This is a genomic window from Streptomyces sp. NPDC047453, from assembly GCF_040643155.1.
In the GTDB taxonomy this organism is placed as follows: domain Bacteria; phylum Actinomycetota; class Actinomycetes; order Streptomycetales; family Streptomycetaceae; genus Streptomyces.
The window spans coordinates 178,716-202,641 of record NZ_JBEYTS010000010.1 but is presented as its reverse complement, the minus strand read 5'-3'; the positions used below and the strand labels follow the sequence as shown (position 1 = coordinate 202,641).

General features: G+C 69.6%; 20 protein-coding genes. 5 read left to right on the top strand and 15 right to left on the bottom strand.

Going from position 1 to position 23,926, the window contains the following annotated elements; genetic code table 11:
- A partial coding sequence (locus ABZ818_RS12770) for an IS110 family transposase (RefSeq protein WP_361413228.1) occupies nucleotides 1–1,103 on the top strand: 1,103 nt, incomplete at its 5' end.
- 8 nt (nucleotides 1,104–1,111) lie between these two features.
- On the opposite strand, the gene mshB is transcribed toward ABZ818_RS12770, so the two are convergent.
- Nucleotides 1,112–2,026, bottom strand: coding sequence for an N-acetyl-1-D-myo-inositol-2-amino-2-deoxy-alpha-D-glucopyranoside deacetylase (gene mshB / locus ABZ818_RS12765; protein WP_361413226.1), 915 nt, complete (start codon nucleotides 2,024–2,026; stop codon nucleotides 1,112–1,114).
- Nucleotides 2,027–2,120: 94 nt separating this feature from the next.
- Between mshB and ABZ818_RS12760 the strand changes: the two genes are divergently transcribed.
- Entirely contained in the window at nucleotides 2,121–2,567 is a 447-nt protein-coding gene (locus tag ABZ818_RS12760; protein WP_361413224.1) for a hypothetical protein, read from the top strand.
- Nucleotides 2,568–2,660: 93 nt separating this feature from the next.
- Here the strand turns inward: ABZ818_RS12760 and ABZ818_RS12755 are convergent, their stop codons facing one another.
- A complete protein-coding gene (locus tag ABZ818_RS12755; protein WP_361413222.1) occupies nucleotides 2,661–2,855 on the bottom strand; it encodes a hypothetical protein in 195 nt (64 codons plus the stop codon).
- Nucleotides 2,856–3,053: 198 nt separating this feature from the next.
- On the opposite strand from ABZ818_RS12755, the gene ABZ818_RS12750 reads away from it, so the two are divergent.
- Nucleotides 3,054–5,183 (top strand): alpha/beta fold hydrolase, encoded by a 2,130-nt coding sequence (locus ABZ818_RS12750; RefSeq protein ID WP_361413220.1) that lies wholly within the window; start codon nucleotides 3,054–3,056, stop codon nucleotides 5,181–5,183.
- 99 nt (nucleotides 5,184–5,282) lie between these two features.
- Here ABZ818_RS12750 and ABZ818_RS12745 read toward each other — a convergent pair whose 3' ends face one another.
- The 13 genes from ABZ818_RS12745 to ABZ818_RS12685 form a co-directional block, all read right to left on the bottom strand.
- On the bottom strand, nucleotides 5,283–6,377 hold the full coding sequence (locus ABZ818_RS12745) for a dipeptide ABC transporter ATP-binding protein (RefSeq protein ID WP_361413219.1): 1,095 nt from the start codon (nucleotides 6,375–6,377) through the stop codon (nucleotides 5,283–5,285).
- Nucleotides 6,358–7,344, bottom strand: a complete 987-nt coding sequence (locus tag ABZ818_RS12740; protein ID WP_361413218.1) for an ABC transporter ATP-binding protein — start codon at nucleotides 7,342–7,344, stop codon at nucleotides 6,358–6,360. Before ABZ818_RS12740 ends, ABZ818_RS12745 begins: the two co-directional genes overlap by 20 nt.
- A gap of 7 nt (nucleotides 7,345–7,351) precedes the next feature.
- The gene (locus tag ABZ818_RS12735) at nucleotides 7,352–8,317 is read right to left on the bottom strand and encodes an ABC transporter permease (protein WP_361413217.1); all 966 of its coding nucleotides are present in this window, start codon (nucleotides 8,315–8,317) and stop codon (nucleotides 7,352–7,354) included.
- Nucleotides 8,310–9,233, bottom strand: coding sequence for an ABC transporter permease (locus tag ABZ818_RS12730; protein ID WP_361413216.1), 924 nt, complete (start codon nucleotides 9,231–9,233; stop codon nucleotides 8,310–8,312). Before ABZ818_RS12730 ends, ABZ818_RS12735 begins: the two co-directional genes overlap by 8 nt.
- A gap of 6 nt (nucleotides 9,234–9,239) precedes the next feature.
- Nucleotides 9,240–10,853 (bottom strand): ABC transporter substrate-binding protein, encoded by a 1,614-nt coding sequence (locus ABZ818_RS12725; protein WP_361413215.1) that lies wholly within the window; start codon nucleotides 10,851–10,853, stop codon nucleotides 9,240–9,242.
- A 122-nt stretch (nucleotides 10,854–10,975) separates the two neighbouring features.
- On the bottom strand, nucleotides 10,976–11,377 hold the full coding sequence (locus tag ABZ818_RS12720) for a VOC family protein (RefSeq protein ID WP_361413214.1): 402 nt from the start codon (nucleotides 11,375–11,377) through the stop codon (nucleotides 10,976–10,978).
- 84 nt (nucleotides 11,378–11,461) lie between these two features.
- On the bottom strand, nucleotides 11,462–12,622 hold the full coding sequence (locus tag ABZ818_RS12715) for a dipeptide ABC transporter ATP-binding protein (protein ID WP_361413213.1): 1,161 nt from the start codon (nucleotides 12,620–12,622) through the stop codon (nucleotides 11,462–11,464).
- On the bottom strand, nucleotides 12,615–13,673 hold the full coding sequence (locus tag ABZ818_RS12710) for an ABC transporter ATP-binding protein (RefSeq protein ID WP_361413212.1): 1,059 nt from the start codon (nucleotides 13,671–13,673) through the stop codon (nucleotides 12,615–12,617). The genes ABZ818_RS12715 and ABZ818_RS12710 overlap by 8 nt, the downstream gene beginning before the upstream one ends.
- An 11-nt stretch (nucleotides 13,674–13,684) precedes the next feature.
- Entirely contained in the window at nucleotides 13,685–14,635 is a 951-nt protein-coding gene (locus tag ABZ818_RS12705; RefSeq protein ID WP_361413211.1) for an ABC transporter permease, read from the bottom strand.
- On the bottom strand, nucleotides 14,628–15,560 hold the full coding sequence (locus ABZ818_RS12700; RefSeq protein ID WP_361413210.1) for an ABC transporter permease: 933 nt from the start codon (nucleotides 15,558–15,560) through the stop codon (nucleotides 14,628–14,630). Before ABZ818_RS12700 ends, ABZ818_RS12705 begins: the two co-directional genes overlap by 8 nt.
- Before the next feature lie 145 nt (nucleotides 15,561–15,705).
- Nucleotides 15,706–17,334: an ABC transporter substrate-binding protein gene (locus tag ABZ818_RS12695; RefSeq protein ID WP_361413209.1), complete on the bottom strand. Its 1,629-nt coding sequence runs from the start codon at nucleotides 17,332–17,334 to the stop codon at nucleotides 15,706–15,708.
- A 603-nt stretch (nucleotides 17,335–17,937) separates the two neighbouring features.
- Nucleotides 17,938–19,845, bottom strand: a complete 1,908-nt coding sequence (typA, locus tag ABZ818_RS12690) for a translational GTPase TypA (protein WP_361413208.1) — start codon at nucleotides 19,843–19,845, stop codon at nucleotides 17,938–17,940.
- A gap of 268 nt (nucleotides 19,846–20,113) precedes the next feature.
- Nucleotides 20,114–22,375 carry an ABC transporter family substrate-binding protein gene (locus tag ABZ818_RS12685; RefSeq protein ID WP_361413240.1) on the bottom strand — a complete coding sequence of 754 codons (2,262 nt, stop codon included), beginning with the start codon at nucleotides 22,373–22,375 and terminating at the stop codon, nucleotides 20,114–20,116.
- Between the two features lie 329 nt (nucleotides 22,376–22,704).
- On the opposite strand from ABZ818_RS12685, the gene ABZ818_RS12680 reads away from it, so the two are divergent.
- Together ABZ818_RS12680 and ABZ818_RS12675 are read left to right on the top strand one after the other, a co-directional pair.
- Nucleotides 22,705–22,992, top strand: coding sequence for a hypothetical protein (locus ABZ818_RS12680; RefSeq protein ID WP_361413207.1), 288 nt, complete (start codon nucleotides 22,705–22,707; stop codon nucleotides 22,990–22,992).
- An 81-nt stretch (nucleotides 22,993–23,073) separates the two neighbouring features.
- Nucleotides 23,074–23,910 carry a hypothetical protein gene (locus tag ABZ818_RS12675; RefSeq protein WP_361413206.1) on the top strand — a complete coding sequence of 279 codons (837 nt, stop codon included), beginning with the start codon at nucleotides 23,074–23,076 and terminating at the stop codon, nucleotides 23,908–23,910.
- Nucleotides 23,911–23,926: the final 16 nt, after the last annotated feature.

The window sequence follows — 23,926 nt, the reverse complement described above, 5'->3', positions numbered from 1 at the left end:
TCGCCAACGACGAGCCGGAGCTGCTTGAACTCCTGCGTGTCGTACTCGACCTCGCCGACGGTGGCCAGGTCACCTGGGCACTGGACATGACCGGCGGGGAGCCGGGCCTGCTGATCACGCTGCTGTTCGGCCACGGCCAGGAACTGGTCTACATCCCGGGCAAGGCCGTCAACCGTGCCAGCGACTCCTACCGCGGCGAGGGCAAGACCGACGCCCGCGACGCCCTGGTCATCGCCGACCAGGCCCGGATGCGCCGCGACCTCCAGCCGATCCGCCCGGGTGACGAGGCGACCGTGGAACTGGAGTTGCTCACCGCCCGGCGCGTCGACCTGGTGGCAGACCGCACGCGGACGGTCAGCCGCCTGCGCGCCACTATGACCAGCATGTTCCCGGCTCTCGAGCGGGCCTTGGACGTCACTAACGCCGGGCCGCTGATCCTGCTGACCGGCTACCAGACCCCGGCCGCCATCCGCCGTGCCGGGGCCAAGCGCCTTGCCACCTGGCTGCGCAATCGCAAGGTCCGTAGTGCTGAGACCCTGGCTAGCGAGGCCGTGCAGGCCGCCGAGCGCCAGCACACCGCTGTGGTGGGCGAGAAGCCCATCGCCGCGATGGTCCACACCCTGGCGAGGGAGGTGATCGCCCTCAACGAGAAGATCGCCGAGACCGACAAGCTCATCGAGGGCCGGTTTCGCCAGCACGAACTCGCCGAAGTGATCGCAAGCGTGCCCGGTATCGGGCCCCTGCTCGGCGCCGAGTTCCTTGCTGCCGTCGGCGGTGACCTGGCCGCGTTCCCGACCCCTGACCGGCTCGCCGCTTTCGCCGGCGTCGCACCGGCACCCCGCGACTCCGGTAAGACCAGCGGGAACCTGCACCGGCCACAGCGCTACCACCGCAGACTTCAGCGCGTCTTCTACACGTCCGCGCTTATCAGCATCCGATGCGACCCCAACTCTCGGGCGTTCTACGACCGGAAGAGGGCCGAAGGCAAGCGGCACGTCCAAGCGGTACTCGCCCTCGCACGGCGCCGCGTGAACGTCATCCGGGCACTGATCCGTGACCGAAGGTGCTACCAAGTCGCACCACCCGTCACCGGGGCGGCTTGACAACAACATTAGGAAGCCTCCCTCTCGGCCCCGGCCAACAGATCGAGCCCGGCGAACAGATCGGTCTCCCGCTCTCCCTCCCCGGCACCGGGTTCCCCGCGCACCAGCTCGTAGAACTCGGTGGTGAAGACCGGCTGGGCGAGCTGGTTGGAGAGGGCGAAGTACGGCTCGGCCATCTCGATCTGGGTGGCGTGCGCGGCCATCGCCGCGGTCTTGGCGGCGGCGTACGCGCTGCCGTCGACCGCCGCGGTGACGCGCTCGTCGCCGACGACTCCGGGAACATCGCCGATCGCCGCCGGCTCGTCGAACGGCAGCCCGTGCAGGTCGTCCTTCAGCCGTGCGAAGGCGGCCTCGGCGACCGGACGCGGGACGCGGTTCCAGTACACCTTGGCGATCCGCCAGGGCCGGCCGAGGTCGGGGCGTACGGCAGGGTCGGCGGCCAGATCCGCGGCGCGCATCGCGATCCGGTGGGCCTGGATGTGGTCGGGGTGTCCGTAGCCGCCGTTGTCGTCGTAGGTGACGAGGACCTGCGGGCGCACCTCGCGGATCACGGCGACGAGGTGCTCGGCGGCGGTGTCGAGGCCGGCCTGCCACAGGCAGTCCGGGTCGTCGTTGTCGGCGAGCCCCATCATCCCGGAGTCCCGGTACCGCCCGGCCCCGCCGAGCAGCCGGAAGTCCTCGACTCCGAGCTCCCGCATGGCCGCGGCCAGCTCCTGCCTCCGGTACGCGCCGAGCCCGGCCGACCCCTCCAGATGCCGCAGTTCCTCCGGGATGACCTCGCCCAGCTCCCCGAGCGTGCAGGTCACCAGCGTCACCAGGGCGCCCTCGGCCGCGTACCGCGCCATGGTCGCGCCGTTGTTGATCGACTCGTCGTCGGGATGCGCGTGCACCAGCATCAGCCGCCGAGCGGCCCGTTCCGTCATGGGACCAACCCTACGAGGGGCCGGGCCCCGCCCCCGGCGCGGGCCGCCGGAGTCCCGGGGCGAACCTGTCATATGCATGTCGTAAGTTGGTGGCATGTCGTCGCAGCCGCAGTACAGCGCTCCGGTCCCGCCCGCCTCATCGGCACCCGCGCCTTCCCGGCGCCCCGGCGTCGTCCCGGTCGTCGCGCTGGTGGCGGGCCTCATGGTCGGCGGGGGCGCCGTGGGCGCGGCATGGGCTCTGAGCGATGACGGCCGGTCCACCGCGAACGCCCCGGCGGACGACGCACGCGACGCGTGTCGCGCCCTCAGCGGGTTCGACGAGTCGAAGTACGGCGCGAAGGGACCGGAGGGCGACATCGCGTTGAACCGGTTCGCCGCGGCCGGTGTGCTCTCGGCGTCGGCGGCCGCGGGCGACAAGCGGTACGAACCGCTCGCCGAAAGCGTCCGGCGAGCGCAGGCGCTCCATGCGCAGACCTTCGACTTCGGCAAGGAAGTGAAGGAGGAACTGGCGAAGGCACGGGACGCCTGCGGCGACCTCTGACCCGGAACCCGGCGCGGAAGAACCTGGCCCTGAACCCGGTTCCGACCCGGAACCGGCCCCGGCGGGGCCGGGCGAGCGGGACGCCGGACGGCCTCAGAACTTGAAGCTGCCGATCATCCCCGCGATGTTCGTGGTGAGTTCGCTGATCGTGGGGGCGACCGTGGAGGACGCCAGATAGAAGCCCAGGAGCATGCACACGACCGCATGACCGGCCTTGAGGCCTGACTTCTTGATCAGCAAGAAGACGATGATCGCCAGCAGCACCACCGCCGAAATCGAGAGTGCCACGGCGGCTCACCTCCAAAGATCCCAGGACGCGGGGGGTGTCGGGGGTATCGGGGGTCGTCGGACTATGAGGGGCAGATAGATCCACACAGCGGGCAGCAGGTTCCTACCCACTATGCGCTAACGATCATAACTATCCGCACGCGCGCATCGGTCGGCGCACGGCCGCACAAGGGGGCGCATGGCCAATATGGTCATGGCATGACGACCGAGCCTGTCTCCTTCCCCCGACGGCACGCGCGCACCCAGCGGTTCACGCTCGGCGCGCCGCGCGCGTTCACCGTGGCTCCCGACGCCTCCCGCGTCGTGTTCCTGCGCTCCGGATCCGGCACCGACCGGGCCAACTCCCTTTGGGTGCTCGACCTTGACGACGGCGCGGAGCGCATGGCAGCCGACCCGAGCGCCCTCCTGGGCGGCGCATCCGAACACCTCTCGGCCGAGGAACGGGCCCGCCGCGAACGCAGTCGCGAGGGTGGCGCGGGCATCGTCGGCTACGCCACCGACACCGCCGCGGAGTTGGCGTCTTTCGCCTTGTCAGGGCGGCTTTTCACGGCCGAGTTGAGGGCGGGTACGGCACGCGAACTGCCCGCCCCCGGGCCGGTGATCGACCCCCGTCCGTCCCCCGACGGACGGCACGTCGCCTACGTCACCGCCGGGGCCCTGCGGGTGGTGGGTGCCGAGGGCGACGGCGACCGGGCGCTCGCCGAACCGGAGTCCGAGGGCGTCGCCTACGGCCTCGCGGAGTTCATCGCGGCCGAGGAGATGCACCGTTCCCGCGGCTTCTGGTGGGCGCCGGAGTCGGACCGGCTGCTCGTGGCGCGCGTGGACGACACGCCGGTGCGGCGGTGGTGGATCTCCGATCCGGCGCATCCCGGACGGGAGCCGAGCCGCGTCCCCTACCCGGCCGCCGGCACCCCCAACGCGGACGTACAGCTGTTCGTGTTCGGCCTGGACGGGACCCGCACGGAGGTCCTCTGGGACCGGTCCCGTTACCCGTATCTGGCTCATGTGCACTGGTCAGCGGCAGGGGCGCCGCTGCTCCTCGTGCAGGCGCGCGACCAGCGCAGCCAGCTGTACCTGGCGGTGGATCCGGAGTCCGGCGCGACCCGTATGGTGCACGCCGACGAAGATCCAGATTGGCTTGAACTTTTCCCCGGGGTGCCGTGCTGGTCTCCCTCCGGGCAGCTCGTGCGGATCGCCGAAGAGGGCGGCGCGCGGGTGCTGGCGGTCGGTGAACGACCGCTCACGGGAGGGCAGTTGCACGTGCGGGCCGTGCTGGACGTGTCGGACGACGACGTGCTCGTCTCCGCCTCGACCGGCGAGGAGGCGGCCGAACCGGAGACCGGTGAGGTGCACGTCTACCGCGTCAACGAACTGGGCGTGGAGCGCGTGAGCCAGGAACCCGGCGTGCACACCGCGGTGCGCGCCGGGGGCGTGGCCGTCCTCGTCTCCGCCACGCTCGACCGGCCGGGCGCCCGGGTGCGGGTGGTGCGGGAGGGCCGGACGGTGGCCACCATCCGCTCCCACGCCGAAGATCCCGGTTTGTCCCCACGCGTGACCCTCACCCAGGGGGGCGCACGCCGAATCCCGTGCGCCGTGCTTATGCCTACGGACTACCCCCGTGACACTGCCGCCTCCGCCCCCCTGCCCGTCCTCCTCGACCCCTACGGCGGCCCGCACGGCTCCCGCGTGGTGGCCGCGCACAACGCGCACCTCACCTCCCAGTGGTTCGCCGACCAGGGCTTCGCGGTGGTCGTCGCCGACGGCCGCGGCACCCCGGGTCGCTCCCCCGCCTGGGAGAAGGCCGTCCACCACGACTTCACGGTCACCCTCGACGACCAGATCGAGGCCCTGCGGGACCTTGCCAAGACGTATCCGCTCGACCTCGGCAGGGTGGCGATCCGCGGCTGGTCCTACGGCGGCTACCTGGCCGCCCTGGCCGTGCTGCGCCGCCCGGACGTCTTCCACGCGGGCATCGCGGGCGCCCCGGTCACCGACTGGCGCCTGTACGACACCCACTACACCGAGCGGTATCTGGGCGACCCGGAGCAGGCGCCGGGGGTGTACGCCCACAGCTCCCTGGTCACCGACGACGGGCTGTCCTCGCCCGCCGAGCCGCACCGGCCGCTGATGATCGTGCACGGTCTGGCCGACGACAACGTGGTGGTCGCCCACGCCCTGCGGCTGTCCTCCGCCCTGCTCGCCGCCGGGCGCCCGCACGAGGTGCTGCCGCTGTCCGGGGTCACCCACATGACTCCGCAGGAGCAGGTCGCCGAGAACCTGCTGCTGCTCCAGGTGGACTTCCTCAAGCGTTCCCTCGGGCTCGGCTGAGCGCCGCCAGGACACCGCACACGGGCATGGGGCCGGGGGCACGCGACACGCCGCCCCGGCCCCGTCCCGGGCCGTGAGGGCGTCCGCGCGCCGGCGCGGTCACGGTGCCCTGGTGCCGCTGCCCTGTCCCCCGGTGTCCCGTTCCTCCGGCGGCACCACCTGGAGCTCCGCCGCGTAGTGGCACGCCGAGGGGTGCACCGCCGGTCCGGTGTCGTGCCGGAAGTCCGCGGGCACCGCCAGCTCCGGCACCTCCAGCGTGCAGCGCTCCCGCGCCTTCCAGCAGCGGGTGCGGAAGCGGCAGCCGGAGGGGATGTTCGTCGGGGACGGCACGTCTCCCGAGAGGATGATCCGCTCCCGGCGTTCCCGTGCCCCCGGGTCCGGCACGGGCACGGCGGACAGCAGCGCCTGGGTGTAGGGGTGCGTCGGATGGTCGTAGATCTGCTCGTCGGTGCCGATCTCGACGATCCGCCCGAGGTACATGACCCCCACCCGGTCGGAGATGTGCCGCACGATCGACAGGTCGTGCGCGATGAAGACGTAGGACAGGTCGAACTCGTCCTGAAGCCGCTCCATCAGGTTGATCACCTGGGCCTGCACCGAGACGTCGAGCGCGGAGACCGGCTCGTCGGCGACGATGATCTCGGGGCGCAGGGCCAACCCCCGTGCGATGCCGATACGTTGGCGCTGGCCGCCGGAGAACTGGTGCGGATAGCGGTTGACGTACTCCGGGTCGAGGCCGACCACGTCCAGCAGTTCCATCACCCTGCGGCGCCGGTCGCCCTTGGGGGCCGCCTCGGGGTGGATCTCGTACGGCTCGCCGATGATGTCGCCCACCGTCATACGCGGGTTGAGCGAGGTGTACGGGTCCTGGAACACCATCTGGATGTTCCGGCGCACCGCCTTCAGCGCCCGGCCGGACAGCCGGGTGATGTCCTCGCCCCGGTAGCGGATCTCGCCCGCGGTGGGCCGCTCCAGGTTGCACAGCATCCTCGCGACCGTGGACTTGCCGCAGCCGGACTCGCCCACGATGCCGAGCGTTTCGCCCCGGGCCAGGGTGAAGTCGACGCCGTCGACCGCCTTGACCGCCCCGATCTGCTTCCTGAACAGGACGCCCCGGGTGAGCGGGTAGTGCTTGACGAGCCCGCTGACCTCCAGGATCGGCTCGGCCGGCCGCTCAGCCGTCTGCTCTGCCATCCAGGCACTCCCTCCAGAAGTGGCAGGCGCTGGCGCGGCTTTCGGAGACCTCGTACAGCGGCGGTACGTCCGTGCGGCACACGTCCCGGGCCATGGGGCAGCGCGGGTGGAAGGCGCAGCCGGACGGGATCGCCAGGAGGTTGGGCGGCAGGCCCTTGATGGCGTAGAGCTCCCGGCCCTTGTGGCCCAGGCGCGGGATCGAGTCCAGCAGGCCCCTGGTGTACGGGTGGGCGGGCGCCTTGTAGATGTCGTGCACCGGCGCGGACTCCACGATCCGGCCCGCGTACATCACCGCGATCCGGTCGGCGACGTCGGCGACCACGCCCAGATCGTGGGTGATCAGGACGAGCCCCATCCGGTACTCGCGCCGGAGTTCGGCGAGCAGATCCATCACCTGGGCCTGGACGGTGACGTCGAGGGCGGTGGTCGGCTCGTCGGCGATGATGAGCGCCGGTTCCAGGGCCAGCGCCATGGCGATCATGATGCGCTGGCGCATGCCGCCGGAGAACTGGTGCGGATAGTCGCGGACGCGCTGCCGGGCAGCCGGGATGCGCACCCGGTCCATCAGCTCCACGGCCCTGGCGCGCGCGTCCTTGCGGGACAGGCCCCGGTGCACGATGAACATCTCGCCGAGCTGGTCGCCGACGGTCAGCACCGGGTTCAGCGCGGACAGCGCGTCCTGGAAGATCATCGCCATCTCGGCGCCCCGGATCCGCCGCCGTTCGTCCTCCTTCAGTTTCAGCAGGTCCCTGCCGCGGAAGAGGATCCGCCCGCCGCTGATCCGGCCGGGCGGCACGTCGAGGATGCCCATGACCGCCTGCGCGGTCACGGACTTGCCGGAGCCGGACTCCCCGAGCACGGCGAGCGTCTCCCCGGCGTCCACCTCGTAGCCGACTCCGTTGACGGCGTGGACGACCCCGTCCCGGGTGCGGAACTCCACATGCAGATCACGGACTTCGAGCAGCACGGCGCCGTCACCTCAGCTTCGGGTCGAGGGCGTCGCGCACCGCGTCGCCGAGCATGATGAAGGCCAGGACCGTGATCGCCAGCGCCCCGGCGGGCCACAGCAGCGCGTGCGGGGCGTTGCGGACGTAGGGCGAGGCGGCGGAGATGTCGATGCCCCAGGAGACGCTGGGCGGCTTCAGCCCGACGCCGAGGTAGGACAGGGTGGCCTCCAGCGCGATGTACGTGCCGAGCGCGATGGTGGCGACGACGATCACCGGGGCGACGGCGTTGGGCGCGATGTGCCGCATCAGGATGCGCGAGTTGGAGGCGCCCAGGGCACGGGCGGCCTGGACGTAGTCGAGCTGTTTGGCGGTGATGACCGAGCCGCGCGCGATCCGGGAGATCTGCGGCCAGCCGAGCAGCACGATGAACCCGACGACGGGCCAGACGGTGCTGCTCGGGACGACGGACAGCAGGACGAGACCGCCGAGGACCACGGGGATGGCGAAGAAGATGTCGGTGGCCCGGGACAGCACGGCGTCCCCGGCGCCGCCGAAGAATCCGGCGAGCCCGCCCAGCACCGAGCCGAAGAGCGCCACCCCGAGCGTGGCGCACATGCCGACCGTGACGGACGCGCGGGCGCCGTAGACGGTGCGCGTGTAGACGTCGCAGCCCTGGCCGTCGAAGCCGAAGGGGTGGCCGGGCGCGGGACCGTCCTGGGCCCTGGCAAGGTCGCAGGTGAGCGGGTTGCCCGAGGCGATCAGGGACGGCCGGATCGCGATGACGACCAGGAAGCAGATCACCAGCGCGGAGAGGATGAAGACGGGGTTGCGGCGCAGATCGCGCCAGGCGTCGGACCACAGGGAGCGGGGCTTGCCCTCCGGCCCGCCCGGCGCCCGCTCCAGCGTCGTCGCCTCGCTCGCCGCCAGGTCCATCGCGCCGCCCATGCCGGTCCCGGCGATGGCGCGCTCGGGCTCCTGCGACTGCTCAGGCATAGCGGATCCTCGGGTCGAGTACGGCGTACAGCAGGTCCACGAGCAGGTTGGCGACCAGGAAGACCAGGACGAGGACCGTCACGAACCCGACGACGGTCTGCGTGTTCTGCCGCAGGATGCCCTGGTAGAGCTGGTAGCCGACGCCGTGGATGTTGAAGATGCGCTCGGTGACGATGGCACCGCCCATCAGCGCGCCGATGTCGGTGCCGATGAAGGTGACCACGGGGATCAGGGAGTTGCGCAGCAGGTGCCGGACGACGACCCGGCGCCGGGGCAGCCCCTTGGCGACGGCCGTGCGCACATAGTCCGAGCGCCGGTTCTCGGCGATGGACGTACGGGTCAGCCGGGTCACGTAGGCGAGGGAGACGGAGGCGAGGACCAGGCCGGGCACGATCAGCTCCCCTAAGGCCGCCGCCGGGGACACCGAGGGTCTGATCCAGCCCCACTGCACGCCGAACAGCAGTTGCAGCAGCAGACCGGTGACGAAGGTGGGGACGGAGATGACGACGAGGGTGAGGACCAGCACCGAGGTGTCGACGGGCCGGCCGCGGCGCAGCCCGGTCAGCACGCCCAGGGTGATGCCGACGACGATCTCGAAGAGGATCGCGACGACGGTCAGCCGGATGGTGACGGGGAACGCCGACGCCATCAGCTGCGTGACGGGCTGTCCGTTGAACGCGGTGCCGAAGTCGCCGGTGAAGACGTTGCCCATGTAGGTCGCGTACTGCTGCCACAGCGGCTTGTCGAGGCCGAACTCCCGTCTGAGCTGGGCGGCCGTCGCGGTGTCGCAGGCGCGCTCCCCGCACAGTCCGGCGATGGGATCGCCCATCACGTTCACCATCAGGAAGATCAGCAGGGTGGCCCCGAAGAACACCGGGATCATCTGGAGCAGCCGCCTGGCGACATAGCGTCCCATGCCGGATCAGCCGACCCTGATCTCGTCGTAGACGGGGACGCTGAACGGGTTGAGCGCCACGTCGTGCAGCCGGTCGGAGTAGCCGGCGCTGCCGTTCTGGTACCACAGCGGGATGGCGGCCATGTTGTCCCGTACGACGCCCTCGGCCTGCTGGAAGAGCCCGATCGCCCGGTGCCTGTCGGACTCGGCGTTGGCCCGGTCGACGAGGCGGTCGAACTGCTTGTCGGACCACTTGCCGTCGTTGGAGGAGGCGTCCGTGTAGTACAGCGGCTGGAGGAAGTTCTGGATCAGCGGGTAGTCCATCTGCCAGCCGGCCCGGAAGGGTCCGGTCATCCGGTGCCGGCCGATCTGGTTGCGGAAGTCGGCGAAGGTGCCGACCGGGTTGCCGACGCACGCCCTGTCGTTGCCGAGCACGTTGTTGATGGAGTTGCACACGGCGTCCACCCACTGCTTGTGCGAGCCCGTGTCCGCGTTGTACGTGATCTTCACCTGGCCGCCGGGGAGTCCGCCGCCCTCCTGGACCAGCTTCCTGGCCGCGGCGGGGTCGTAGTCGCAGGCATGGCCGCACAGGCCCGGCTTGTAGCCGCCGGCCGTGCCGAGGACCGGGGAGGTCCAGTCGGTGGCCGGGGTGCGGGTGTTGCGGAAGATGGTCTCGGTGATCTGCTTGCGGTTGATGGCCATGGACAGGCCGGTGCGGACCTTGCGCGCCCCGCTGGTGTTCCACTTCGGGTCGTAGAACGGGAAGGCGAGTGTCTGCAGGATGCCGGCCGGGCTGTTGATGTAGCGGCCGGCCAGGTCGGTTCGCACGTTCTTGAGCTGGCCGGCGGGAATGTCGTCGACGAGGTCGAGGTTGCCGGCCAGCACGTCGGTGTACGCGGTGTTGCTGTCGGTGTAGACCACCAGGGTCACGCCGTCGTTCCGGGCCTTGTCCGGACTGGGGTAGCCGTCCCACTTCCTGAGGGTCATCTGCGCGCCCTTGGTGTACGACTCGATGGTGTACGGGCCGTTGCCGACCGGCTTGTCCAGCCAGGCTGCGTGGTGCGTGAAGAAGGCGCGGGGCAGCGGGGCGAAGGCGGCGTAGCCGAGGGTGTCGGGGAAGGTGGAGAACTTCTGGTCGAGGGTGACGGTGAAGGTGCGCGGGCCGGTGACCTTCAGCCCGGAGAGGGTGTCGGCGCTCTGCTGTCCGCTCTTGGGGTGGACCTTGTCGTAGCCCTCGATGTAGCCGAAGAAGTAGGCGTTCTTCTGGTTGTTCCGCAGGCTCGCGCCGTAGTTCCAGGCGTCGACGAAGGACCTGGCGGTGACCGGCTCGCCGTTGCTGAACCGCCAGCCGTTCTTGACGGTGACGGCGAAGTGCCGCGAGTCGGTGGTGTCGATGCGCTCGGCGAGCATGTTCTCGGCCTTGGCGGTCTTCGGGTTGTACCGCTTCAGCCCGCGGAAGACCATGTCGAGCACCTTGCCGCCCTGCACCTCGTTGGTGTTGGACGGCTCCAGCGGGTTCTGCGGGTCTCCCCAGGACGCGGTCAGCGCCTTGGCACCGACGCCGGTTCCCCCGCCCCCGCAGGCTGCGAGGACGAGCACGGCCCCCAACGCCCCCGCGGTAGCGCGCGCGACTCCGCGCATGGGTGCCTCCTCGGGATGCGGTGACCTGAGATATATCAGCACATAAGCCGCATATCCGATGTTCGCCGCACCGATGGAGGCTCCACTCCACGCGGACGCGCCAACGCCGCCAGGCGCCCGCGTCAGCCGGCCGGCTCGACGCCGGAGGCCACCAGCTCCACCTCGAACCCGTCGGCGTCGGCGAGGTAGCCCGCGTAGTGGTCGGGGCCGCCGGCGTGCGGGTAGCGGTCGGTGAAGAGCGGCGACCAGCCGTGTGCGGCCGCCTGGCGCATCAGCGCGTCGACCCGGGCCGTGGTGCCCGCGTGGAAGGCGAGGTGGTTGAGGCCGGGACGAGTCCGGTCGTGTCCGCCGTCGTCACGCATCGCCGGTGACCGCTCGACCACCAGGTACGTCGGTCCCAGCCGCCAGCTGCGGCCGTGCTCCCACTCCTGGTAGGGGTGGTACCCCAGGCTGCTCAGCAGCCAGCCCCAGGAGCGGACCGCGCGGGGCAGGTCGGGAACCCAGAGTTCGACGTGGTGCAGCATCCGCCCGTCCTCGCCTCAGCCGGAAAAACGCCGGTTCCCGGCGCCTGGAGGGACGCCGGGAACCGGGAGTGTGCCATGAGAGGGTCAGGCCGCGCCGACGACGTCCTTCTCCTCGGCGAAGTGGCAGGCCGACTCGTGGGCCGCCAGGGAGTCCGAGCCCTTGAAGCGCTCGGGCACGGCGAGCAGCGGGACCTCCTCGGCGCACTTGTCCTGGGCCTTCCAGCAGCGGGTGCGGAAGCGGCAGCCCGAGGGCGGGTTGGCCGGGGACGGCACGTCGCCGGTGAGGATGATCCGCTCGCGGTGCTCGCGGGCCTCCGGGTCCGGCACCGGGACTGCCGACAGCAGTGCCTGGGTGTAGGGGTGCGTCGGGTGGTCGTAGATCTGCTCGTCGGTGCCGATCTCGGCCATCTTGCCGAGGTACATCACGCCCACGCGGTCCGAGATGTGCCGGACGATCGACAGGTCGTGCGCGATGAAGATGTAGGAGAGGTTGAACTCGTCCTGCAGTCGCTCCATCAGGTTGATGACCTGCGCCTGGACGGACACGTCCAGCGCCGAGACCGGCTCGTCGCAGATGATGACCTCGGGGTTGAGCGCGAGGCCACGGGCGATGCCGATGCGCTGGCGCTGACCGCCGGAGAACTGGTGCGGGTAGCGGTTGATGTACTCCGGGTTGAGGCCGACGACGTCCAGCAGCTCCTGCACCTTGCGGCGCCGGTCGCCCTTCGGGGCCACCTCGGGGTGGATGTCGAAGGGCTCGCCGATGATGTCGCCCACCGTCATACGCGGGTTGAGCGAGGTGTACGGGTCCTGGAACACCATCTGGATGTTCCGGCGCACGGCCTTCAACGCCCGCCCGGACAGCCGGGTGATGTCCTGGCCCTTGTAGAAGATCTCGCCGGCGGTCGCCTGCTCCAGGTTCATCAGCAGCTTGGCGACGGTGGACTTGCCGCAGCCGGACTCGCCCACGATACCGAGGGTCTCGCCCTGGTAGAGGTCGAAGGAGATCCCGTCGACCGCCTTGACCGCGCCGATGCTCTTCTTGAACAGGATGCCCTGGGTCAGCGGGAAGTGCTTGACCAGGTTGCGGACCTGGAGGATCGGCTCGCCGCGCGCGACGTGCGCGTCGAGAGCCGCGACAGCCTCCTCCTCGGAGGTCGCCTCGACGGTTTCGACCTCGGAGACGTTCGGCGTGGCCTCGTCCGTCGGCTCGTCGTCCTTCGCGAGCTTCGTGGGCTCAGCCATGGATCGTCTCCTTCCAGAAGTGGCACGCCGAAGCACGGCCCGCCAGTTCGCCGCCGTCCTGCTCGGTGACCGGCAGCAGGTCCGGGATCTGCTCGCGGCAGATGTCCTGGGCCTTGGGGCAGCGCGGGTTGAACGCACAACCGCTGGGAACGCGGAGCAGGTTGGGCGGCAGACCCTTGATCGCGTACAGCTCCCGGCCCTTCTGGTCCAGGCGCGGGATCGAGTCCAGCAGGCCTCGCGTGTACGGGTGCGCCGGGCGCTTGTACAGCTCGCGGACCGGTGCCTGCTCCACGATCCGGCCCGCGTACATCACGGCGATCTTGTCCGCGACGTCGGCGACGACGCCGAGGTCGTGGGTGATCAGGATCAGGCCCATGTTGTACTCGCGCTGGAGCTCCGCGAGGAGGTCCATGACCTGGGCCTGGACCGTCACGTCGAGGGCCGTGGTCGGCTCGTCGGCGATGATCAGGTCCGGCTCCAGGGCCAGCGCCATGGCGATCATGATGCGCTGGCGCATACCGCCCGAGAACTGGTGCGGGTAGTCGTTCACACGGGCCGCGGCGGCCGGGATCTTCACCCGGTCCATCAGCTCGATCGCCTTGGCCTTGGCCTCCTTCTTGGACAGGCCCTGGTGCACGCGGAACATCTCGCCGAGCTGGTAGCCGACGGTCAGAACCGGGTTCAGCGAGCTGAGCGCGTCCTGGAAGATCATGGCGATGCGGCGGCCGCGGATCTTGCGGCGGTCCTCGGCGGACATCGTGAGCATGTCCTGGCCCCGGAAGAGGATCTCGCCCTGCGGGATCTTCGCCGGGGGCATGTCCAGGATGCCCATGATGGCCTGCGCCGTCACGGACTTGCCGGAGCCCGACTCACCGAGCACGGCGAGCGTCTCGCCCGCCGCCACGCTGTAGTTGACGCCGTTGACGGCCCTGACGACACCCTCACGGGTGTGGAACTCGACGTGCAGGTCGCGCACTTCGAGCAGTGGTGCGCCGTCCGCCCCGCTCTCGCGGGGCGAGGGCACGGGTACGACTTCTTCGATGGTGGTCACGTACGCCTCCCTCAGCGCGTCTTCGGGTCGAGGGCGTTGCGTACAGCCTCACCGAGCATGATGAACGACAACACCGTGATGATGAGCATGATCGACGGGTAGAGCATGATGTGCTGCGCCACACGGATCTGGTTGCCGCCGTCGGAGATGTCGTTGCCCCACGACACACCGTTCAGGCCGAGGCCCAGGTACGACAGGGTCGCCTCGGCGACGATGTAGATGCCGAGCGAGATGGTGGCGACGACGATCACCGGGGCCATCGTGTTCGGCAGGATGTGCCGGAACAGGATGCGCGGGGTGCTCGCGCCCAGGGCCTTGGCGGCGTGCACGTAGTCGGACTGCTTGGTCGTGATCACCGCGCCGCGCATCACGCGGGCGATCTGCGTCCAGCCGAAGAAGCTCAGCGCGCCGATGACGACCCAGGTCGTGCGGGCCTGGAAGGAGTTGAGCACGACCATCGTGCCGAGCAGGAACGGGATGCCGAAGAACACGTCGGTCAGCCGCGAGATCACCGAGTCGGTGATCCCGCCGAAGTAACCGGCGATCATGCCCATCAGGCCGCCCACGAGCGTCACCGCGAGGGTGGTGCCGAAGCCGACCGCCACCGAAGCCCGCGTGCCGTAGACGACACGCGCGTAGACACTGCGGCCCTGCTGGTCGTAGCCCAGCCAGTCCGGGGCGAAGACGTTGCCCAGCTTCGGCTTCTGGAGGAAGTGCTTGGCCAGGTCACCCGAGGCCGGGTTGACACTGGTGAACAGCCCGGGGAAGAAGGTGATCGTCAAAAGAAAGACGATCAGCACCGCCGAGACGATGAAGATCCAGCTGCGGCGCAGGTCCTGCCAGGCGTCGCCCCACAGACTGCGGGCCTTCTCCGGCTTCGCCTCGGTCAGCGCCACCGCGGTCTCGGCGGCGGCGGGGTCGGCCGCACCGGACTTGAGGTCGGTCTGGGTCACGTCAGGCATAGCGAATCCTCGGGTCAAGGACCGCGTAGAGCAGGTCGACGAGCAGGTTGGCGATGAGGTACACGAGCACCAGGATGGTCACGAGACCGACGAGGGTGGTGCCCTCGCGGCGCACGATCGACTGGTAGATCGTGCCACCGATGCCCTGGATGTTGAACAGGCCCTCGGTGACGACGGCACCGCCCATCAGGGCACCGATGTCGGCGCCGAGGTAGGTGACCACCGGGATCAGCGAGTTGCGCATGAGGTGGACGCCCACCACGCGGCGCTTGGGCAGGCCCTTGGCGATGGCCGTGCGGATGTAGTCGGCGCGCAGGTTCTCGGCGATCGAGGTGCGGGTGAGCCGGGTCACATAGGCCAGGGACGCGGTCGCCAGCACGATGGCCGGCATCAGCAACTCGTTGAGGTTGGTGTCGTCGTTGACGTTCGGCGGCAGCCAGTTCAGGTTGAACGCGAAGACGACCTTGAGGATGTAGCCGAGGACGAACACCGGGACCGAGATCAGCAGCAGCGTGATCAGCAGGATGACGGTGTCCGTGGCGCGCCCGGCCCGCAGACCCGCCACGATGCCCAGGGCGAGGCCCAGGACGACCTCGAGGGCGAAGGCCAGTCCGGCCAGACGCAGGGTGACCGGGAACGCCTCTCCGAGCACGGACGTGACGGGCCGTCCGCTGGCGATCTGCGTGCCGAAGTCGGCGTGCAGGACCATGTCCCGCATGTAGTGCCAGTACTGCACCAGGATCGGCTGGTCCAGGCCGTACTCATGTCTCAGTGCGGCGATCACCTGGGGGCTTCCGCCCTTGTCGCCGAACAGCCCTCGCACGGGGTCACCGGGCAGGGCATAGACCATGAGAAAGATCAGCAGAGTTGTCCCGATGAACACCGGGATCATCTGGAGCAGTCGTCGTGCGACGTAGCGCCCCATCGTGCCTCCATGTCAGTCACAGCGGCAGCCGACGAGGCCCCTTCCGCACGCACCGATGAACGGTACGTGCGGAAAGGGCCCCCCAGCCGCTGCCGTTCCCCGGGGCGCGGTACTCCGCGCCCCGGGACGAACGGGCTGTTTGTGGTTACTTCTTGACCTGAACGCCGGTCAGGACCGGGTCACCCTGCTGGTCGTACTGGACTCCGCTGACCTTCTCCGAGTAGCCGGCGTTGACCTTGTAGTACCAGAGCGGGATGGACGGCATGTAGTTCACCAGGCTCTTCTCGAGCTCCTGGTACCTCTTCTCCGACTCCTCCAGGGAGCTCGCGCTGTCGGCAGCGGCGATGTCCTTGTCGACGGTCTTGTTGGAGAAGCCACCCTGGTTGCCGTCCGACTTGGTGCCGAACAGGTCACGCAGGAAGTTGGCGTTGAACGGGTAGTCCAGCACCCAGCCCGAGCGGTACAGCGACTTGACCTGCTTGTTCTGGCGCGCGTTCAGGTCGGCCTGGAAGTCGGCCTTGGAGTCGCCCACGCACTTCACACCGGTGGCGTTGGTGATGGAGTTGCAGACCGCCTCCACCCACTCCTTGTGGCCGCCGTCGGCGTTGTACTGGATGGAGATGGAGTTGCCCGGAACGCCACCGCCCTCCTTGATGAGCTCCTTGGCCTTGGCCGGGTCGTACTTGGTGACGTCGCCGGCGGCGTTCGGCTGGAAGCCCATAACGCCCTTGGCGACCCAGCCGGTGGCGGGCTCACGCGTGCCCTGGAGCACGGTCTTGGTGATGGTGTCGCGGTCGATCGCCATCGACAGGCCCTGGATGACCTTGGGGTCGATGTCCTTCCACTGCTTGGTGTAGTAGGCCACGGCGATGCTCTGGATCGCCGAGTAGGCCTGGTCCACCGCGCGGTCGCCGAGGTCCTGCTTGTAGACCGGCAGGTCCTTCGGCGCGACCTGGCGCAGCACGTCGACGTTGCCCGACTTCAGGTCCTCGTAGGCGGTCTCGAGGTTGCTGTAGTTCTTGAAGATCACACCGCCGTTCTTGGCGGCGTTGGGGCCCTTGTAGTCGTCGTACTTGGCAACTTCGATCTGCTTCTTGTGCTGCCAGCTGACGAACTTGTACGGGCCGTTGCCGATCGGGTGCTCGCCCGCGGCCTTCGGGTCCTTGTAGAAGGACTCCGGCAGCGGGTTGAAGACCTCGTAGCCGAGCTTGTACACGTAGTACGGGATCGGCTTGGTCAGCGTGATCGTGAAGGTGGTGTCGTCGACGACCTTCAGACCGGACATCTTGTCGGCCTTGGGCTTGCCCTTGGCCGGGGCGACGTCGTCGTAGCCCTGGATGTCGGAGAACCAGAAGCTGTTGGTCTGCTTGTTCGCCGGGTTCGCCGCCCAGTTCCAGGCCTTGACGTAGGACGCCGCGGTCACCGGGCTGCCGTCGTGGAACTTCCAGTCGGGCTTCAGCTTGACCGTGAAGGTCTTGTTGTCCGTGGAGTCGATCGACTGGGCATTGACGTAGACGGTCTTGCCGCTCTGGTCGTAGTCGACGAGCCCGGAGAAGAGCGACTTGATGACAATGCTGCCGTTGGACTCCATGGTGTTCGCCGGCTGCAGCGGGTTCTGCGGCTCACCGACCTCGACCGAGAACTTGCCGCTCGGGTCGATCGCGGCCTTGTCGCCGCTGCCCTTGTCGCTGCCGCCACCGCCGCCACAGGCCGTCGCGCCCAGCGCCACAACCGCGGCCATCGCAACCCACTTGGCGCTCTTGGCACCACGCATGGGGCTCCTCCTCATGAGTCCATTGGTTCACCGCATGGAGGGACACGTGACGCATCACCGTTACCGGTGCCTGAAATCGTCAGGTGCCCCCCGCGCTCGCAAGTCGTCGCCGTCTGCAGCGCGTGACCCGTTAATCCGAGCTCTACGCGCCTAACTATCTGCCATCCGAACGGGAACGAACCACACCTTCAAGGTTTCGGTTCGATCACACCTGGCGTCTACTTCTCCCAAAATCCGGACAAAGGGTTTCGTGAAAGATCACAGCGAAACGGACTTGTTACACAACTATCGGGCTTCGCTGTCCGGATAGCGGACAGGGGAGAGGGAAAACCGGTTGCGCCGACCGGTGGTTGAGCCCATGCCGGCACCACCGGTGCTGTCTCACGGGCCGCGCGAGGGCGGCCGAGCCGCGGATTCCGGACATGACGACACTGGCGAAGCTTCCACAGGTGGGGCTCGGAGGCCAGATCTGACGCCCCGTTATAGGGAAAACCCTGTACCGGGCCGCCGGTCGCCGACCGGCGGGAAACAGGCGCCCACCCGCGTACCGCCGGGTGGGCGCCAGGAAGCGAGGACGGGCCGGGGAGCGGCCCCGGCCGTTCCTCAGCTGTGCTTGGCGCGGCTGGCGGCGCGGGCGCGGTCGCGCTGGTCGAGGACGACCTTGCGGATGCGGACCGCCTCCGGGGTCACCTCGACGCACTCGTCGTCGCGGCAGAACTCCAGCGACTGCTCCAGGGAGAGCTTGCGCGGCGGGACGATCGCCTCGAACGAGTCGGCCGACGACGACCGCATGTTGGTGAGCTTCTTCTCCTTGGTGATGTTGACGTCCATGTCGTCGGAGCGGGAGTTCTCACCGACGATCATGCCCTCGTACACCTCGGTGCCCGGATCCACGAAGAGCACGCCGCGCTCCTGGAGGTTCGTCATCGCGAACGCGGTGACGGCACCGGAACGGTCGGCGACCAGGGAGCCGTTGTTGCGGGTCTGGAGCGCGCCGAACCAGGGCTCGTGACCCTCGTGGATCGAGTGGCCGATGCCCGTGCCGCGGGTCTGGGTCAGGAACTCGGTGCGGAAGCCGATCAGGCCCCGGGAGGGCACGACGAACTCCATGCGGACCCAGCCGGAACCGTGGTTGGACATGTTGTCCATCCGGCCCTTGCGCACGCCCATGAGCTGCGTGACGGCGCCCATGTGCTCCTCGGGCACGTCGATCGTCATGCGCTCGACCGGCTCGTGAACCTTGCCGTCGACCTCCTTGGTGACCACCTGCGGCTTGCCGATGGTCAGCTCGAAGCCCTCGCGGCGCATCTGCTCGACCAGGATGGCCAGCGCCAGCTCGCCGCGGCCCTGCACCTCCCAGGCGTCCGGGCGCTCGGTGTCCAGGACGCGCAGCGAGACGTTACCGATCAGCTCGCGCTCCAGGCGGTCCTTGACCTGGCGGGCGGTGACCTTGCGGTCCTTCACGGCCGCCTTCGCGTCAGCGCCCTTGCCGGTGCCGCCGCGGCCGACCAGCGGGGAGGTGTTGGTGCCGATGGTCATGGAGATCGCCGGCTCGTCGACCGTGATCAGCGGCAGCGGGACGGGGTTCTCGGTGTCCGCGAGGGTCTCACCGATCATGATGTCCGGGATGCCCGCGACGGCACAGATGTCACCGGGGCCGGCCTTCTCGGCGGGCTTGCGGGTGAGCGCCTCGGTCATCATCAGCTCGGAGATCCGCACGTTCTGCACGGAGCCGTCGCGCTTGATCCACGCGACCGTCTGGCCCTTGCGCAGCTCGCCCTGCTCCACGCGCAGCAGCGCGATACGGCCGAGGAAGTTGTCCGCGTCGAGGTTGGTGACGTGCGCCTGGAGGGGGGCGGCCTCGTCGTAGACGGGGGCCGGGATGTGCTGGAGGATCGTGGAGAAGAACGGCTCCAGGTTGGTGGAGTCGGAGGGAACCGTGCCGTCCTCCGGCTTGGTCAGCGAGGCGATGCCGTCCCGGCCGCACGCGTAGACGATCGGGAACTCGATCTGGTCCTCGTCGGCGTCCAGGTCCAGGAACAGGTCGTAGGCCTCGTTGACGACCTCGTCGATCCGGGCGTCGGGCCGGTCCGTCTTGTTGATGCAGAGGATCACGGGCAGCCGGGCCTGGAGGGCCTTGCGCAGCACGAAGCGGGTCTGCGGCAGCGGGCCCTCGGAGGCGTCGACGAGCAGGACGACGCCGTCGACCATCGACAGGCCGCGCTCGACCTCGCCGCCGAAGTCGGCGTGGCCGGGGGTGTCGATGATGTTGATCGTGATGGGCTCCCCGCCGTCCTTGGGGTGGTACTTCACCGCCGTGTTCTTGGCGAGGATCGTGATGCCCTTCTCACGCTCCAGGTCGTTCGAGTCCATCATGCGCTCGTCGACCTGGTCGAGCTGGTGCGCGGCGAAGGCGCCGGCCTGCTTCAGCATGGCGTCGACGATGGTGGTCTTGCCGTGGTCGACGTGGGCGACGATGGCGACGTTGCGGATGTCGTGGCGCGTGGCCATAGTGAGGCGTACTCCCGAAGTGTGCGGACGACCTGCGCGTACGTCGGTGTTACGCGGGCCCTGCCGGGCGCGACACGCCACGGCCTCAACCCATGGTACGGGCCGCCGGGGTACGCCCGAAAAAAGGGCGGGGCAAGCGCCCGCCAAAACGCGGAGTGTGTCCGCGCGATCACACATCAGGCTTCTCCCGAAAAGGGCGGCGACCCCCGGGGCCGACGGGCCCTCGGAGGTCGCCCGACCGCGGCTCTCCCGCCGTGGCCTGCCGGTCTCAACCCTTCGGCGACGCGCCGCCCGACGGCTTCGCCCCCTTCTTCAGGAAGCCCATGTCCTCGTAGACGGGGGTCTGGAAACCGAAGGCCCCGACGTTCACGAGGTTCTTGCGGACGACCGTCAGCTGGGGGCGCTGGTAGAGGGGGATCGAGCCGGCCGCCGCCCAGATGCGGGCGTCGGCCTTGCGCAGCAGGCCGGCCTGCTCGCCCTCGTCCAGGGTGGTGATGGCCTGGTCGAAGAGCTGGTCGACCTGGTCGGTGCCGACGCGGGTGTAGTTCTGCTGGACGTTCAGGGAGCCGTCGGCGGCTGGTACGGGCTTGGCGTAGATGGGGCGGGCGTCGGTGGCCGGCCAGGCGGAGGCGGGCCAGGAGTACAGCGCGAGGTCGAACTGCCCGGAGGCGATGTGGTCCCGGAAGTAGCTCTCGTCGGGGACCCTGGTGATCTCCGTGCCGACGCCGACCTTCTTGAGCATGGCGGTGACCCGGTCGGCCACCTTGCGCAGCGTGTCCGAGCCGGGGCCGGAGGGGACCACGAAGCGCAGCATGAGCGGCTTGCCGTCCTTGGCCAGCGGCCCGGCGGCGGCACCGGGCCGCGGCGCGGCGGTGCCCTTGGGGGCGTAGGCACCGGGCGCGCTGCCCTGCTTGAGGTGGTCGTTCGTGTACTGCCTGCCGTCCTGGGCGAGTTGCCTGGCGCCCTCGTCGCCCGGCCCGCGCTGCTCCTGCTGGTCCTCGTGGTCCCGCTCCTGCTCGCTCGGGCCGGGTGCCTTGCCGTCCTCCACGTGGTCGTTCCGGCCGACGATGTACGTCCCGTCGCCGTCCCCGGCGGAGTTCTGTGAGCCGTGGTGGCCCTCGCCGCCGGCCGCCTTGTCGGGCTTCTCGGGCTTCGCGGGCTTCTTGGGCTCCTTCTGCTCCTTGACCGGGCCGGGCACCCAGCCGGCGTCCGCGAGCAGGTCCCGCGCCTGGGCGGCGTCCTGGCCGCCGAGGGCGTCGCTGCTGTCGGCGTAGGCGTTCTGGCCGGACACGGCGAGGTGGCTGCCGACCGGGACCGGGGGCAGGCCGAGCGGCTTCAGGACGATCTCGGCGAGTTCCTTGCGGTCCAGCGCGTGCGCCACCGCGCGGCGGACGCGCTCGTCGGCCAGGGGGCCCTCGGAGCCGTTGAGGGCGAGCTGGGTGTACGCGGGCTCCAGCGACTTGCGCACCTGGAAGTCGCGCAGCACCTGCTGCTGCCGCAGGTATGTGGTGAGCGACGTGCGCTCCGCCGCCAGGGCGCGGCGCTCGCGGTCGGCGGCCTTGTCGTCGGAGCCGTGCAGCACCGCCCAGGAGAGCAGCGCCCTGGCGGCGGTGCGGCCGCCGGCCGGGCCGTGGAGGGGGCTGCCGCCCCGGGCGCCGGCGGACGTGATCCGCGGGACGTCGGCGGGGTCGATGTCGGCCACGTCCACGGAACCCTCGGCGAGGGCGGCGGCCCGCTTGTCGCGCGGCACCTCGTGCAGCACGATCTCGGACAGCTTGACCTGATGGCCCCACCAGCGCGGGTTGCGGCCGAGGACGACGTCCTTGGTCTTGGTGTCGATCTTCTGCACGGCGAACGGTCCGGCGCTGACCGCCAGCTTCCTGCGGGCGCCGTCGTTGAAGGCGTTCGCGGTGCCCATGACGTCCTTGGGGTACAGCGGCGAGAACAGCGACCGCCAGTCGGCGTAGGGGCGGGCGAAGGTGACCCGGACCTCCAGGTCGTTGGCGCCGCGCTCGATCTTCTCGATGCGGTCGTACCCGGCGTTGCGGGCGGTCCAGTACGCCGAGTTCTTGCCGGACAGGGCACGCCACTGGGCGGCGAAGTCGGCGGCGCCGATCTCGCGGCCGTCGCTCCAGACGGCCTGCTGGTTGAGCCGGTAGACGACGACCTGCTTGGGCTCGGTCTCGACCACCCGGGCGGAGTCCAGGTAGTCGGCGTCGGGCTGCGGGTGGCCGTTCGCGTCGAGCCGGAACATGGTGGGCAGCACCGCCTGGGCGATGCGGGTGGTGCCGGCGTCGGCGTCCGCCTGGAAGGCGTTCAGTGTCTGCGGCATCGCGTCCACCGCCCAGCGCAGCCTGCCTCCGTCGGCGATCTGCTTGCGGGCTGCGGGCGCGATGTCCTGGGCGGCCAGCGGCTTGCTGCCCTCGTCGTCCGAGCCGCAGCCGGCGAGGAGTGGCACCGCGAGGGCGCCGGCGGTCAGGAAGGCGGCCGAGCGCATGACCGCGCGCGGACGGACACCGTCGTAGGACATCTGTGCTACCTCCGTGGAGCCGCTCCCGCCGGTGGCACGGGTGGGGTTTGATCGCATTTGGCGGTATTTTGGTGTTCATCAGATCTACAGCCCACTGAAGGGGAAAGGGTTCGTCAGCCGGAGGCGACACGGCGGAGCGGGTCCGGAAGGTCACCCGTTCGGCGCACGTGGTCCCCGGCGCACACAGAGCGCGTGCGGGCGTGCGTGTGGGATGTGCAATCCGCCAATCGCGGCACATCCCTTCACACCGACAGGTGTGACGCGCGACACTCGCAGGCGCATGAACGTTGCCGCCTAGGGCTGTACGCCCATGGAAGCGAGGTCACGTCATGTCCGTGCACGACGACCTGACGTCGGTCCAGCGAGCCCTCGACGATCTGCTGCGGTCGGTGGGCCGACTGGAGCAGCAACTCGGTGGCGGGCTGGAGATACGCCGCGTGCGTACCGACGCCGACCACCTGCGGGAGAGCGTCGCCCTGCTGCGCGAGGCCTCCCAGGGCCAGGCAGCCCCCCAGCGGCCCTCGCTCGTCACCATCTCCGACGCTCCCTACGACGTCTCCCTGTGGACGGACTCGGACGACGAGGGACTCGGCGCCCGCGACCGCCACGCCCCCTGAACCGACCGCGTATGACCCGAAGGGGCTCGACACCGGCTCCAGTGCCCCGGAGGCGAGCCCGACAGGAAGGTGCGTCCCGCATTGGCCACAGGTACGGAACCTCCCGGCACACAACCCCATCCGCTCGGCGGCGGTGTCCGCTCCCCCGGGCGGGCCGCGATCGCCGCCCGGCATCTGCGGACCGACCGCTGGTGGCTGGCGCCCGCCGCCACCGCGGCCGGACTGTTCGCGTTCGTCGTGTACTCGACCTGGCGGGCTTTCGCGAACGCGCACTACTACGCGGCGCCGTACGTCTCGCCGTTCTACTCGCCGTGCCTGGCGCAGAACTGCCGGACCATGCACGCGGGACCCAACGCCGACCTGTTCGGCAGCTGGTGGGCGATCTCCCCGGCGATCATCATCCTGATCTTCCCGCTGGGCTTCCGGCTGACCTGCTACTACTACCGCAAGGCGTACTACCGGGGCTTCTGGGCGTCCCCGCCGGCCTGCGCGGTCGCCGAGCCGCACCGGAAGTACACCGGTGAGACCCGCTTCCCGCTGATCCTGCAGAACGTCCACCGGTACTTCTTCTACGCGGCGATCCTGGTCGCCGGCGTGCTGACCTACGACACCGTGCTGGCCTTCCGCGACCAGCACTACCGCTGGGGCCACATGGGCCTCGGCACCGTCGTCTTCCTGGTCAACATCCTGCTGATCTGGGCGTACACGGTCTCCTGCCACTCCTGCCGGCACATCGTGGGCGGGAAGCTCAAGCACTTCTCGAAGCATCCGGTGCGCTACCGCCTCTGGCAGTTCGTGAGCCGGCTGAACGGCCGCCACATGCAGCTGGCCTGGGCCTCGCTGTTCAGCGTGGCGCTCGCCGACTTCTACGTGTACCTGGTCGCCTCCGGCGTCTTCGACGATCCGCGGTTCTTCTGATGAGTACGACGAGTGG